The 14,933-nt window shown below is 44.5% G+C and carries 11 protein-coding genes; 6 read left to right on the forward strand and 5 right to left on the reverse strand.

All coding sequences use genetic code 11. From position 1 onward, the window contains the following. Nucleotides 1–792, forward strand: a complete 792-nt coding sequence (locus NIES208_RS04295) for a BsaWI family type II restriction enzyme (protein WP_075890072.1) — start codon at nt 1–3, stop codon at nt 790–792. Nucleotides 793–1,041: 249 nt separating this feature from the next. Then, a complete protein-coding gene (locus NIES208_RS04300) occupies nt 1,042–1,404 on the forward strand; it encodes a putative quinol monooxygenase (RefSeq protein WP_075890074.1) in 363 nt (120 codons plus the stop codon). 132 nt (nt 1,405–1,536) lie between these two features. Here the strand turns inward: NIES208_RS04300 and NIES208_RS04305 are convergent, their stop codons facing one another. After that, complete coding sequence (locus NIES208_RS04305; RefSeq protein ID WP_075890076.1) at nt 1,537–2,973, reverse strand: dihydrolipoyl dehydrogenase family protein; 1,437 nt, start codon at nt 2,971–2,973, stop codon at nt 1,537–1,539. Nucleotides 2,974–3,177: 204 nt separating this feature from the next. Between NIES208_RS04305 and NIES208_RS04310 the strand changes: the two genes are divergently transcribed. Together NIES208_RS04310 and NIES208_RS04315 are read left to right on the forward strand one after the other, a co-directional pair. Beyond that, nucleotides 3,178–3,981, forward strand: coding sequence for a dienelactone hydrolase family protein (locus tag NIES208_RS04310; protein ID WP_225875245.1), 804 nt, complete (start codon nt 3,178–3,180; stop codon nt 3,979–3,981). Between the two features lie 157 nt (nt 3,982–4,138). Further along, complete coding sequence (locus NIES208_RS04315; RefSeq protein WP_075890078.1) at nt 4,139–4,531, forward strand: DUF2780 domain-containing protein; 393 nt, start codon at nt 4,139–4,141, stop codon at nt 4,529–4,531. A gap of 273 nt (nt 4,532–4,804) precedes the next feature. Here the strand turns inward: NIES208_RS04315 and glcD are convergent, their stop codons facing one another. From glcD to NIES208_RS18490, 4 genes are all read right to left on the reverse strand, one after another. After that, complete coding sequence (glcD, locus tag NIES208_RS04320) at nt 4,805–6,268, reverse strand: glycolate oxidase subunit GlcD (RefSeq protein ID WP_225875246.1); 1,464 nt, start codon at nt 6,266–6,268, stop codon at nt 4,805–4,807. A gap of 442 nt (nt 6,269–6,710) precedes the next feature. Then, entirely contained in the window at nt 6,711–9,473 is a 2,763-nt protein-coding gene (locus NIES208_RS04325) for an ATP-binding protein (RefSeq protein ID WP_171971713.1), read from the reverse strand. A 348-nt stretch (nt 9,474–9,821) separates the two neighbouring features. After that, nucleotides 9,822–11,066: a bifunctional ornithine acetyltransferase/N-acetylglutamate synthase gene (gene argJ, locus NIES208_RS04330; RefSeq protein ID WP_075890084.1), complete on the reverse strand. Its 1,245-nt coding sequence runs from the start codon at nt 11,064–11,066 to the stop codon at nt 9,822–9,824. A gap of 319 nt (nt 11,067–11,385) precedes the next feature. Beyond that, nucleotides 11,386–11,541 (reverse strand): hypothetical protein, encoded by a 156-nt coding sequence (locus NIES208_RS18490; protein WP_171971714.1) that lies wholly within the window; start codon nt 11,539–11,541, stop codon nt 11,386–11,388. A 16-nt stretch (nt 11,542–11,557) separates the two neighbouring features. Between NIES208_RS18490 and NIES208_RS04335 the strand changes: the two genes are divergently transcribed. Both NIES208_RS04335 and ppsA read left to right on the forward strand, forming a co-directional pair. Then, the gene (locus NIES208_RS04335) at nt 11,558–11,887 is read left to right on the forward strand and encodes a 2Fe-2S iron-sulfur cluster-binding protein (RefSeq protein ID WP_075890100.1); all 330 of its coding nucleotides are present in this window, start codon (nt 11,558–11,560) and stop codon (nt 11,885–11,887) included. 226 nt (nt 11,888–12,113) lie between these two features. Further along, nucleotides 12,114–14,555: a phosphoenolpyruvate synthase gene (gene ppsA, locus NIES208_RS04340; protein ID WP_075890086.1), complete on the forward strand. Its 2,442-nt coding sequence runs from the start codon at nt 12,114–12,116 to the stop codon at nt 14,553–14,555. The last annotated feature ends 378 nt before the right edge of the window (nt 14,556–14,933 follow it).

The following is a 14,933-nucleotide window of genomic DNA, read 5'->3' on the forward strand; positions in this document are numbered from 1 at the left end:
ATGTCGTACCAACTTAGTTCTACGGAAGAAAAGAATCTTAAAGACATCCAAACAGCATACTATATGCCTCCAGTCTTGCAACGAATAGATCTTCTTCTAAAAGAGAAGATACCCAAATCTTATGTATTTGCATTTAATAAGGTTTATCAAATTCTTAGAGAATCTGAAACTGAGGTTCGACAAATTATACAAGAGCGTAAAAAGCAAGGAAAAATCAAAAATGTCGATCAAACAGTCAAGTCTGTTGTTGGTAATATATTTCCTCGTTCAATAATTTATCTTTTTTTACAGAACAAAATAGTTGGAAATATTAAAGAGGATATTTTTATTACGAGTAAACCCAAACAGGTGAAGGGTTTTGACGAAATTTCAATCATCAACATTGGGGATACCGATACACAAAAGCCAGATTGTGATTTGATTATCTATTCGTATCACAGCGATAAATTCAATAAAAAAAATCTAAGAAAATGCATTATCCTATCGCTAAAAACTTCCATGCGTGAGCGTGCCGCACAGACTTACAAGTGGAAATTGTTACTAGAAATTGCCAATGATCAAGGCTGTGCTGTACGAGAAAAATATGGAATTTCATATGATGTGCCACAAATTCCATTAATTTGTTTTGTGACAGTGAATTTTTATAATGAAATCAATAACCCTCAGCAAAGGGGTATGTTGAAATTTTTTGACCGTGCTTTTCTTGCAAAAGAATTATCCGAACCCTCAGATTTCATAAATCCGATGTCTGATATTGTCGAATTTGTAAATGAAGAGTTTACTGACAGATAATAATATTGGCTTTCCAATGATGAATTCTTAACGAATTGGTGATCACTAAAGATCAGTGTATTAGACTCAAGAGTTTAGCCGAAAATATCTTATAAGTTATGGTCGATTACTATAGTGTACATAGAAAAAAGCAAATTCTTTGTAGGAAGTCATTGATTTGGCGGAATTCTTTCATGGAATTGGAATGATACAATTTCAAAAATCACGGTGCTATTTACATTGGAAATACCTTTTAGGAGAAACTTTTAAATGGCAACAGCAGACACAACTTGTTCTGTCTATCCTCACTTCAATGTCCCCCAAGAAAACTTAGACACTTTCTTGGAGCTATGTAAATGTTTTGTTGAAAAAACGAAAAAAGAGCAAAAATGCCTGCACTATGGCTTTAGCGTTAATGGCTCTGAAGTTAGATGTCGAGAAGCCCATAGCGATGCAGAAGGGGTATTGTTTCATCTGGCAAATACGGGTGGTATTTTAAATCAAGCCTTAGAAATTTCGGAACTGGTGTGCTTAGAGGTGCATGGTAGTGATAGTGAACTAGCAAAATTAAAAGCGCCATTGCAAAATTTTAATGTGCAATATTTTTCCTCTAAATACGAGTTTTGGAATTAGGGGAAAGATGATGTTGTCTACTTTGTATCTCAAGAGATTGTACATGTAAGGTACAATTTTTTCTTCATGTTTTTATCGCTAAAGCTGTTCGGAGGTCACTAGATTCGGAATTTTTTAATGTTTTTTAAGGGGTCACATTGAACGTAAGAAACCAAAGAATTTAGTTAGAAAGTTTTGCAATGTTTCATTCTCTGCGTATTTCTTTTTTGAGAGTAGTAAACCTGTTTTGCTGTTGATTTCTGTGAGGGTCGGATAAATGTGGATGCCTGTGAGGGCGGAGACTGGCAGTCGATTCGCCATTGCTAAAACGATTTCTTGGATCAACTCTCCGGCCATTTTGCCAACCATGTGTGCACCGAGGATTTCACCGTTTTTACGGACAATAATTTTGTTAAAACCGACTGTTGCATCTTCAGCCTGAGCGCGGTCAACTTCGGCAAAGGGTAATTTGAGCACAAGTACGTCGGCATAACGTTTGCGGGCTTGTTCTTCGCTCATGCCGACCCGCGCCACTTCAGGATCGGTAAAGGTTGCCCAGGGAATGACGCGGTAATCGATATTTTTCAGAAAAATGGGTAATGGGTTAAGGGCGTTTTGCAGTACGGTAACGGCTTCGTAGCCTGCTACGTGGGTAAATTGGTAGCCGCCGATCACGTCGCCACAGGCAAAAATATTGCTGTTGGTGGTTTGTAGTTTGTCGTTAACGTGGATGCCTTTTTTGTCATAGTCTACTCCGGCGGCTTTTAGGTTTAGGGAGTTTACATTAGGGGTGCGGCCTGTTGCTACTAAAATCTCATCGACGATCGCCGCTGCTTGGGAATCGTTTTCTGTGAAGAGGTGTTTTTTGCCTTTGATCACTTCGACTCGTTTGAGACGGGCTTTTTTGAGGATTTTTAAGCCTTCCCGCACAAATTGTTGTTCAATTACTGCGGCGGCATCGGGGTCTTCTTTGGGCATCAGGCGATCGCGACTGGCGAAGAGGGTGACTTCTGTGCCGAGGCGATGGAAGGATTGACCCAATTCGCAACCGATGGGACCAGAGCCAATGACGGCAAGGGATTTGGGTTGTTCGGTGAGGGAAAAAACTTGCTCGTTCGTTAAAAATCCTGCTTCTTTGAGGCCTTCTACGGGCGGAATGGCTGGACTGGACCCCGTGGAAACTACAAATGCTCTGGCGGTAAGTTTGCGGCCGTTTATTTCGAAGGTTTTCTTGTCGGTAAATTGTCCACTACCAAAGATTACTTCAACGCCCAGACCTTCAAATCTTTCGGGGGAATCGTTAGGCTCGATGGCGGCGATCGCCTTTTTGACGTGCCCCATTGCCTCGGTGAATTTAATTTGAGGGGGCTGAGTATAAATCCCAACGCGATGACCTTCTTTCACTTCATGGGCAACCCGCGCCGCGTGAATCAGGGATTTACTGGGGACACAGCCGTACCAAAGACAATCGCCACCGAGTTTGTTTTTCTCGACGAGGGCAACCTTTGCCTTCAGCTGAGCCGCAGCACTGGCCACCACTAAACCGCCAGAACCGCCGCCAATAATGACGATGTCGTAATCTACAGCCACAATCTATAGCCCCCCTAGGGCATTTCTGCTGTTTTCATTTTGCGCGAAATCGGCAGCAATAAATCCTCTAAACGTAGATTTTCAGGAAATTTTCAACTCTCGCCCAGCTCAGGCTTAATTTTGAGTGATCTTCCTTAGTTTTCTCTCAGCTTTTAGGTTGAGGCTAATCTTTAGCAGACTGCTTACAATGTCACCAGTAAAAAAATGAGCAAGTTAGTTCTGGGGAAAAAACAAATGATATTACGACGATTTTTGTATGGTGTAATAGTTGCGGCGATCGCCCTATTGAGCGTGACATTTCGCGCTGATGCCCAACTGGTGACTAATACAGTAAATTACGACATTGCCGGAGAATCCTTTACCGGATATGTAGCACGCAATGAAGGATTCGGCGACGAACAACCCATTGTTCTGCTCATTCACGATTGGGATGGCTTAAATAGCTATGAAGAGAAGCGTGCAGAAATGCTCGCAACCCAAGGCTATACCGTGATGGCGATCGATCTCTATGGCAGTGACGTTCGACCCCAAACTGTTGATGAATCCCGCGCCGCAAGCAGTAAACTTTACGGCGATCGCAACCTCATGCGTGAACGTTTATTTGCCAGCCTAGAAGTAGCCAAAGGATTAGAAGGCATTAACCCAGAAAAAATCGCCACAATAGGCTACTGTTTCGGCGGTGCAGCCGTACTCGAATTTGCCAGATCCGGTGCAGATTTAGACGGCTTTGTCTCATTTCATGGCAGCTTAGGTTTACCCGAAGGACAAGACTATAGCCAAACCCTAGGCAAACTTTTAGTACTCCACGGCTCTGCCGATCCAGTTTCTGGCATAGATGAATTTGCTGCCCTAGCCACTGACCTCACCGAGGCTAGCGTGGACTTTGATATGGAGCTGTACGGCGGAGTCTTGCACTCCTTTACAAAATGGAGTTCCGACGACTATGACCCAGACGCAGATCTCCAGTCCTGGGACGAACTATTAGAATTTTTGCCCAGCATCTTTTAAAAACTTTGTTTTAATTAAAAAACTATGTCCACCAACAGCATCCGCTAACATTTAACCTTTGCCACTTATCCGCATCGTCCTTCCTTATAAGTATTCAGGCAAGCAGAAAGATCCTTTAGGATAAACTCTATAAATAATTTGAGAGGAATATTAACCAATGGAACTCATTAGTATGCTGACCGAGCAATTAGGAGTCTCTGAGCACCAAGCAAAAGGTGGCTCTGGTCTATTATTTAAGCTGGCAAAAGATCAACTAAACAATGAAGAATTTGGTCAAATTGCCAAGGTCGTGCCGCACATTGAATCTTTAATGCAGACAGCTCCACCAAAAGAAGATGCCGGCATGGTAGGAATGCTCGGTGGTTTTGCCTCTTCCCTTGGCGGCGATCAGATGGCAACCATTGGCACATTGGCCCAGTTAGCTGGGGGCTTTAAATCCCTCGATCTTGACCCCACTATGATCCAAAAGTTTGCGCCGATTATTATGACTTTTTTGCAGTCAGAAGGCGGAGAACAGGTTAAGTCTCTCCTTAAAAAAGCGATTCAATAATGCTCATTATTTAACTCACTATTCAATGATTTAACTCATTATTTAAAAACTAGAGCTATCTAACGTGAGTTCTGGTTGAGTAGTAGGCAAGATTGGCAGGGGTTTAACATGTTAAGCCCTTACAGGATAAAGCTTTAAAGTCTATCAGATGTCTTAACTTTGATGGCTTTGACTACCGATAACTAAAGGTTTCATGACATCGGGGTTCAGCCTGTTAAAACCTGACAAAACTCGTTTAAAGTCGCAATGTCATTTTGAGAGCAAACAAAGTTTTTAGAAAAGATCAGCGTTTTTGAATTTTGTCACGTCTGTCATTTTTGCTGATTCACCGCAGGTGCGCGGCGTTGGAAATAGTTTTTCGGGATTCGCTAAACCTTTAGGATTAAATACATCACGTACATATCCCATCGTTTCTAGGTCTGTGTCGCTAAACATATCGGGCATATACATTTTTTTGTCGGAGCCAATGCCATGTTCGCCGGAAATGCTACCGCCCATGGTGACACATAGTTTGAGGATCTCGCCGCCAATTTCTTCTACTTCTTCTAAAGCTCCCGGCAAGGCACTGTTGTAGAGAATTAGGGGATGTAGATTACCATCGCCGGCGTGAAAGACATTGGCAATTTTGTAACCATGGCGATCGCCGATGGCATTAATTTCTGTCAACACTTCGGCGAGTTTCGTCCGAGGAATCACACCATCCTGCACAAAATAATCAGGGCTAATATTACCCGCTGCCGCAAAGGCAGATTTCCGTCCTTTCCAAAGCTTCATGCGAGTATCAAGATCCGAAGCGGTTGTAATATTCCTTGCTCCCTGTGCCAAACAGATTTCTTTGACCCGCTGCTTAGCGGCATGGACTTCTGTTTTCATCCCGTCAATTTCCACCAGCAAAATCGCTTCGGCATCCCGTGGATAGCAGTCAAGCTTCACGACATCTTCTACGGCATTAATGCTGAAATTATCCATAATTTCCATGCCTGCTGGGATAATGCCTGCGCTGACGATCGCCGCCACAGAGTTTCCCGCCGCTTCAATGGACGTATAGTCGGCCAAGAGGGTGCAAATCGCTTCTGGTTTTTTGAGGATTTTGAGCGTAATTTCGGTGGCAATGCCAAGGGTTCCTTCAGATCCAACAAAGACCCCCATCAAATCATAGCCGGGCATTTCGGGGACAACGCCGCCGAGGGTGACCACAGCCCCAGTCGGTGTGACAACCTTTAGCTGTAATACGTGATTTGTGGTGACACCGTATTTAAAACAGTGCACGCCACCAGAGTTTTCGGCAATATTACCGCCAATGGAGCAAACGCTTTGGCTAGAGGGATCTGGTGCGTAGTAAAAGCCGTCACCGCTCACTGCTTGGGTAACCCAGTTATTAATCACGCCGGGTTGAACGGTAATTTGGTGGTTATCGTAGTCAATCTTTAAGATCTTGCGCATCCGCGCTGTTACGATCAAAATGCCATCTTTTAAGGGCAAAGCGCCTCCCGATAGGCCTGTTCCCGCCCCCCGCGCTACCCAAGGGATGTCTTGGTCATGGCAAAATTTGACGATCGCCGCAATTTCTTCCGTCGTTTTCGGTAAGACAACAAGAGCCGGACGCTGACGATAGGCACTCAGACCATCACACTCATAGGTCAAAATTTCTTCTTTACGTCGTACCACCCCATCGCGACCCACGATCTCCACGAGTCGTCGCTGAATCCATCGCCAATCAGTTACTGTCTTTCTCATAGGGGCGATCGCCTGTGGCATGATTTTTCAGAATCTAGAAAAAATAAACAGGCCTTGATTTTAACTTTCTCCCCCGGCAAACTGAAACATTTGCTACAAAGTTTTATGGCAAACCGGAAGGCGATCGCCCCCCTCAGTCCAAAAACACACCAAAAAAAATCAGCTTTTGAGCCGCAATCTACTAAATCCTCAATATCGTCATTTCACATATTCCCCATAAATCCTAGAGTGCTCCATTTCCTTCCTTTGAGAAGGGACTCGCACAAGTTTCGACAGAGATCAGACATCAGTTATCGCTCAAAGTCCTGCCTTCAGGAAGGGGGTCGAAGACCCACAAGGATTTCGACAGGTTACGCAAAATCTATCGAGAACTCACCCCTAGCAGCTCCAAAAAAAAACTTACCAATTCCGATTCACCATATCTATATCTATAATCTAAAACTCAAAAATCCCTAGGATGTTTCTCCGTCGGTAACCAGCTTTTTAAAATTTCTTGCAGTTCAATAATCCGAAAAGGCTTAGCCAAATAGTCATTCATGCCAGCCTGGAGACATTTCTCGCGATCGCCAGCCATGGCATTAGCCGTCATCCCAATCACTGGCGTATGGAGATTATTCTTTTTCTTATATTCCCTAAACTGACTAGCAATCATATAACCACTGACACCCGGTAGCTGACAATCAAGCAACACCACATCATAATGGCTAAACTCCGACACCTTTTCACTAGCGACATTGCCATCCCCAATCACATCACAATCAAAACCCAGCTTTTCGAGCATTTTCGTTGCCAGTTTTTGATTCAGAAGATTATCCTCAATCAAAAGAATTTTCGGTTGACTCGCTTGTAACAACAATTCCAACTCCATTAACTCCGATGTTTGATTCTCCCACTGATCTACCACAACCGGGAAAGGTAACCTCACAGCAAAGCAAGATCCAACACCCACCTCACTCTCTACTCCAATCTCACCACCCATCACATGAGCGAGCTTACGGCAGATAGCAAGCCCAAGACCTGTACCCTCATAATGCCGATTCATCGCCCCATCTACCTGGGTAAAAGAATCAAAAATATCACCTTGATGCTCCGCTGCAATCCCAATTCCTGTATCTCTCACAGTAAAATCAACCATAACCCGCGCAGCCTGCATAGAGTCCTGTTTGACCTGTAAAGAAATAGTAACAGAACCCTTTTCTGTGAACTTAATGGCATTACGCACTAAATTAATTAAAATTTGCTCCAATCGTCGGCAAGCACCAGAAACAATCGGCAAATTTGGCTGTAATTTTAGATAAAACCCTAACCCTTTCTCAGCGGCAGCAGGGGCAAGTAGCTCATAGTTTCTCTGAAAAATTTCAGAGAGCGAAAATTCCTCTGCTTCTAACGTTAATTCACCAGCTTCAAGCTTTGATAAATCCAAAATATCATTAATGATGTTTAATAATTGTTCGCCGCCATAATTAATAGATTGCAAATAGCCTTTTTGCTCTATATCTAGATCGGTCATCTCTAACAGTTGAGTGAAACCAAGAATTGCATTCATCGGCGTACGAATTTCATGACTCATATTTGCCAAAAATTCGCTCTTTGCAACGCTAGCAACTTCTGCTTTTTGGAGAGAATTTTGTAATGCGGCTTGGGATTGTTTGAGCACAGCAAGGATTAGGCTATGGCGCAGATTTGTGATGGCTTTAATTTCTATCGCCTTCCATGGAAGACTATGACCCCGTACCGACTCTTGCCATAACAAAAAGGAAGTGCGCGGGTTTAATGCAGTAATATCATCGGCACTTTTGGGGAGGATGGTGTCTTGGGGATGGCCACTCCAGCTCACAGTGTAAGTTTGTGGTAGCCGAAACCAGGCTAGCTGACAGAAAATATTTTCAATACCAATGGTGATCACGATCGCCCCGCCAAAGGGTTGCTGAAACTGTTGAACCTTCGGGTCATCACGTTCTAGGGCATCGGTCACATAAAGATCATTACTATGTTCTGCCCTAATCCCGTCTAAAAATACGAGGATTTCTGACGGCTTTGGTACGATACCGCTAGACGCAACGGTTTGGTCAAAACGGACAACGCAACCATCGGCCGACACTAGTTTTAAAAGGGCATCGCGGCTCTGGCACAGCTGCTCAAGAAAATGCTGGGGGGAGTCTAAAAGGCTTTGGCGAATACGGGTTTCGATCGCCTCGATTTGTTGTTCATATTGGGCAAATGCTTGTTTTTGCTTAACGGCAATTTCTAATGAAGCAACGTTTCTGAGTAGTCCACAAACTTTGCGAATGTGGGGACTCAGCCAGCGGGGGCTATAGTGATGTCCCGTAACTAGACCCCATAAACGATTTTCATCGGTTAGGGCGATGGCAATAGAGCCACGAATGCCTTCCATATTAACCAGATATTGACAGTGGCACTCACTGGGAGCACGCAGAGTCATTTTGCTGATTGCTAGCTTTTGGTCTCCTTGGATTGGCACAGACGGGGCTAGGGTATCCCCAATTAAACTAACACCGCGCTCTTTAAAGAGGGCTCTGGCTTCGGCAGGAATGTCAGTCGCAGGGTAGGTTAGACCGAGAAAAGATTCCCGTTCTGCTGGAGCGACTTCGGCACGCACAATACCCGTGTCATCTTCTTGAAATTGGTACAACATCACCCTGTCATAGCCAATAATCTCAGCAAAGACATGGCACAGTACATCGTAGAGCTGCTCTAGGCTAGCTGTCTGGCGAATTCTGAGGATACCTTCTGCTAGTTGGTTATAAAGTTTTTCTAGGGTTTTTCTTGACAGGGGCGTAAATGTTTCTAGTCCGAGAAATAGCTTGTCTTGATCTTGCTGAAATTCTCCGAGGAATTGTTTATTAGGGGAAGTACCAGCCAATGATTTTTTAAGGGATAAAACATAGGGATTGAGGGACTGGATGTCTGTTTCGCTGTCGGCGATCGCCGCCCGCATCCCTTGAATATCCCGCTTCGTCAATAGCGACGTTAAAGATTGACCCCGCAGCTCTGTAGCCCTAATACCCAAATATTCAGACGTATTTTCACTAGCCTGAAGAATCTCTAAATCAGGTAACTGCAAAACCAAGAGACACCCATTGCCTTGAATCTTGTCAAGATAGGTCAGTGATTCACCGTAACTAAATTGTTGTCCTATTTCTACCAACTTTTCGCGCCATGATATATCGCTGCGGGTATCCATGGCTGAATTTAAAGGTGTCATATCAAGTAATGCCGTCTCAAACTTACTCTAGTAGCCGTATTTATCTTGTGATCTAAAGCAGATTAGTCACAGCAAAGTATTAGCAACTAGTCGTTTTTTTTGTTAGTTTTAATTGCTAATTTTAACACCGACAATAAATTCCTGCTTTATCGTTTTTTGTCTATGACAATACTATTACCAATCAGCTAAACCCAATATATGATGCAGCCTTTTGTGTTGTATCAATGGTAATCAAGCAACAACACATCAAAAAAAAGCTGAGCAATAATGCTCAACTCCTATTTAATAAAAAAAGGCAATATTTTGATGGCAAACTAACAGAATAAATTACGTTGTGTACTCAGCATTAATACGCACATAGTCATAACTCAGATCGCACCCCCAAGCTGTCCCTGAACCTTCACCATCACCCACAGACACGGCAATGAGCACGGTATCATCCACTAAGTATTCGCCTGCTGCGCGATCCTTGAGATATTGGCTAGCGGCTTCACGGTCAAATGGGAGGGGTTGTCCTTCGTTCATGAGCGGCATGTCACCGAGGGAAATTTGTAGATCTTCCTGTCTGAAGGTCACTCCTGCGCGCCCTGAGGCGGCCGCAATTCTGCCCCAGTTGGGATCGCGACCGAAGATCGCTGATTTCACGAGGGAAGAGCCAGCAATTGTCCGGGCAATTTTTCGGGCGGAGAGGTCATCGACGGCTCCCGACACTTGAATTTCCATCAGGCAAGTTGCGCCTTCGCCGTCACGGGCAATGGATTTTGCCATGTATTGACAGACTTCGGTGAGCATCGCCTCTAGCTTTTTTGCGTTGGGAGATTCTGGTTCGGTAATGGCTGTGGTACGGGATTGGCCATTGGCCATGGCAATAATGCAATCATTGGTACTGGTATCGCCATCAACGGTAATTTGGTTAAAGCTTTTATCGACAGCGCGGGACAGCATCGCTTGCCAAAGCTGGGTTGAAACGGCCGCATCGCAGGTGACAAAACCGAGCATTGTCGCCATATTCGGGTGAATCATGCCGGAGCCTTTGCAGATACCGCCGATTCTTACTGGGCGATCGTCAATCATGGTCTCAAGGGCGATCGCCTTAGTGACGAGATCCGTGGTAATAATCGCCTCGGAGGCCGCATCACCACCTTCTGGCGAGAGGGCTGCAACGACTTTTGGAATACCCGGTCGCATGGCTTCCATTTTTAGTTGTTGACCAATGACACCGGTGGAGGCGATCTGCACTGCTTGGGGCGTAATGTTTAATTCTTTGGCTACCAGCTCTGCACATTCAACGGCATTGGCCCAACCCTGTGCGCCAGTCGCCGCATTGGCTTGACCTGCATTACAAAGGATGGCGCGACTACTTGCTTTTTTCTGAAGTTGCTTGCGGCAATAGTCGACACAGGCAGCGCGTACTTCTACTTGGGTGAACACTCCAGCGGTAATGGCTTCGGTATCGGAAACGATTAGAGCTAAATCCGGTGCTCCTGATGGCTTGAGCCCGGCGGTAATTCCGGCTGCCCGAAAGCCTTTGGGGGCGGTTACACTACCTGAGATTTTCTGCCAATCTGCCATAATTTTGATCGTTAGCTTGAAAAGAATTGACCAAATTATACTAGGGGATGTGGGGGCTATTGTGGTTTGAGAACGATTGCTGACATTTTGATGTTTTGCAACTTAAATCGGGCGATCGCCATTGCCTTGATGCCAACCAATTTGAGCTGTGGGTGCATCCACTGTTGTGATGACACAATAAGACGAAGTCAGTAGCCCAAACTATGATTTTGCCGACTTAGATTATCTTAGAAATATTGCGGTGATATCCTGATTTTGATATGCACAAGCGATACATCTATTTTAAAGTTTTCTGGTTTTCTCGGTGTAGAATTTGTGTCTAGTTGGGGGCGATCGCCCCACCACAGCCGACAGTAAACCGAGATTGACATAATAACAAATGGTCTTCACGGGTAAAGCACTTTGTTGGGTAACTTCCCCTATTTTTAATGGCGTTGTTATTGACACGGATGCGACCTAAGGTGATCAAATCCATAAACGAGTTTAAACAAATGCCAACAGTAACTTTTAATAACCAAACGATTACCTGTGAAGCAGGAGATAACCTGCGCAAAGTTCTCCTCAAGCACAACGCATCTCTATATAACGGTAAAGCTAATATCATTAACTGCATGGGGATTGGTTCCTGTGGGACTTGTGCAGTAGAGATAAAGGGGCATCTACCAGAGCGAAATTGGAAAGAAACAGCCAGACTTTCTTTGCCGCCCCACCAGCTAGAAAAGGGTAGACGTTTAGCCTGTCAAATCAAGGTTGAAAGTGATTTGGTCGTGACAAAATATGATGGTTTTTGGGGACAAGGTGATCGCCAAGTTATTGAGTGATTAACATTAAATTAAATCTAATATTATTTAGTTTTTTGATATCTAAAATGAGCTTATTTTTTTATGGCCTTGAGCCAAAAAAAAGTTATCTTAATTGACATTTTTTAACTAAAAATGAACCCTTAGTAAGGATATATTTCGTCCCCAAGAATTTACCATTTTATTTCACTAGGATAAACCTAGAGAGAAACAACTCTCTACTGTTGACCCAAGGAGGTAGATATTCATGGTTAGCACTTTGAATGCGATGCAAACTTCTGAGCCACACACAGAAGCATTGGTTTTGTGGTTTGAGGAAGTTGGCTCGAAAGATGTGGGACTCGTAGGTGGTAAAAACTCTTCCCTCGGCGAAATGATTCAGCAGTTGCAACCGAAAGGCGTAAATGTGCCGGGTGGTTTTGCGACAACAGCCCATGCCTATCGTTATTTTGTGGAAGGGGCTGGTTTGGAACCACGGTTGCGGGAGCTGTTTGCTGATCTTGATGTGGATGATGTGGAGAATTTGCAGGCACGGGGTCGTCAGGCACGGGCGTTAATTCTCAATACGCCTTTTCCGCAGGATCTTCAGCAGGCGATCGCCGCCGCCTATGAAACAATGTGTGAGCGTTATGGCAAAGGTTCTTCGGTAGCTGTGCGGTCTAGTGCAACGGCGGAGGATTTACCGGAAGCGAGTTTTGCGGGGCAACAGGAAACCTATCTCAATGTCCATGGCGTAAAAAGTGTCTTGGATGCTTGCCATAAATGTTTTGCGTCACTTTTCACAGACCGGGCGATCGCCTACCGTCAGCACAACGGTTTTGATCATTTTGAAGTGGCATTATCCGTCGGCGTGCAGAAAATGGTGCGGTCAGATTTGGCGACCTCTGGCGTAATGTTTTCCATCGATACCGAGAGCGGTTTTAAAGATGCCGCCTTTATCACGGGAGCCTATGGTCTAGGGGAAAATGTCGTCCAAGGCGCAGTGAATCCCGATGAATTTGTCGTGTTTAAACCCACCCTTAAACAAGGATTTAAACCTATTCTCAAACGTCGTCTCGGTAGTAAAGCGATCAAAATGATCTATGCCGATGGCGCAAAATTCACTAAAAATATTTCTGTCCCCAAAGAGTTGCAAAACCAATTTTGTATCAGTGACGAAGATGTGCTGCAACTCGCCCGTTGGACGACCACCATTGAAGAGCACTATTCCGCTGTCCGTGGGCAATACACGCCGATGGATATCGAATGGGCAAAGGATGGCATCACCGGTGAATTATTCATTGTGCAAGCCCGTCCCGAAACGGTACAATCGCAAAAATCTGCCAATATTCTCCGCAATTACAAGCTCAATGAAACGGGCGATAATGTGTTGGCAATCGGTCGCAGTGTCGGCGAAATGATCGGTCAAGGGGAAGCCAATGTCATCCTCGATGTGGAGCAAATTAAACTCTTTCAACCCGGCCAAGTGTTGGTCACCCGCCGCACCGATCCAGACTGGGAACCGATTATGAAAAAAGCATCGGCGATCGTCACGGATCAAGGGGGCAGAACCTGCCATGCGGCAATTATTGCGCGGGAAATGGGGATTCCGGCAGTGGTCGGTTGTGGCGATGCGACAGAACTAATTGCGCTGGGTCAAAATGTGACGGTTTCCTGCGCGGAAGGGGAAGATGGCAAGATTTATGAGGGTTTGCTGGACTTTGAAATTCAGGAAACTTCCCTCGAAAATATCCCCGAAACCAAGACGAAAATCTTGATAAATGTCGGCGATCCAGAACAGGCTTTTTCGCTCTCGCCGTTGCCTGCCGATGGTGTGGGTTTAGCGCGGCTGGAATTTATCATCGCCAACCAAATCAAGGCTCACCCGAAAGCTCTGATTCACTTTGATGAGCTAGGGAATTTGCTGGACAAAAAGGCGATCGCCGAACTCACCCACTTGTATGAAAATAAAGCCGATTTCTTTGTCGATAAATTAGCCAGTGGCATGGCGATGATTGCAGCGGCATTCTACCCGAATCCTGTGGTGATTAGAATGTCCGATTTCAAATCCAATGAGTACGCAAACTTGCTTGGTGGTCAGCAATTTGAGCCGAAAGAAGAAAACCCAATGATTGGTTGGCGGGGGGCATCGCGCTATTACGACCCGAATTATGCCGAAGCATTTGCCCTCGAATGTGAGGCGTTTAAAATTGCCCGTAATGACATGGGATTGACGAATATTATTCCGATGATTCCATTTTGTCGTACGCCAGCAGAAGGTCGCAAAGTGTTAGCTGAAATGGCGAAACATGACCTTAAGCGCGGTGAAAATGGGCTGCAAGTTTACGTGATGTGTGAGTTGCCATCTAACGTAATTTTAGTGGATGAATTCAGTGAAGTATTCGATGGTTTTTCCATTGGCTCGAACGATCTGACGCAATTAACCCTCGGTCTTGATCGAGATTCGGCTCTGGTTTCCCATATTTTTGATGAGCGTAGTGAAGGGGTAAAACGAATGGTCGCAATGGCGATCGCCGGCGCGAAGAAACATCACCGCAAAATTGGTATTTGTGGACAAGCTCCATCGGACTATCCAGAATTTGCCGAATTCCTCGTGAAAAATGGCATCGATTCCATTAGCCTCAATCCCGATACTCTCCTGAAAACAAAATTGGCGATCGCCGATCTAGAAGAAAAGCTGAATCGCTAATCACAAGAGCATTAGTTAAACAATCAATTCTCTTTCCAAAGCTATTTGGAAGGGGAGTTTTTTTTTATGAATGTTAAAATTTTGCTGTCTCTCAAACATTACCTCATAGAATTTAGAAGAACTCGATGTCTTCTGAATAAAAAAAGTAGCCAGAAGTTTTTACTACTGGAAACCTGAAAATCAAACTTTTACAATTAGTGGAATATTCGCTTACACCTAATCTCTGTCCTCATAACTTGTCAAAATTAGATAACTTACACACATGTAAATGAGTGATGCTTAGGTAGACCGTTCATGACATCTAAATTTATACACAAGTACTTTAACGTGAGTTTTGCTTAAGCATGCTCGGAAGTACGACGCGGTGAATGGGAGAGC

Source organism: [Limnothrix rosea] IAM M-220, assembly GCF_001904615.1.
GTDB lineage: Bacteria > Cyanobacteriota > Cyanobacteriia > Cyanobacteriales > MRBY01 > MRBY01.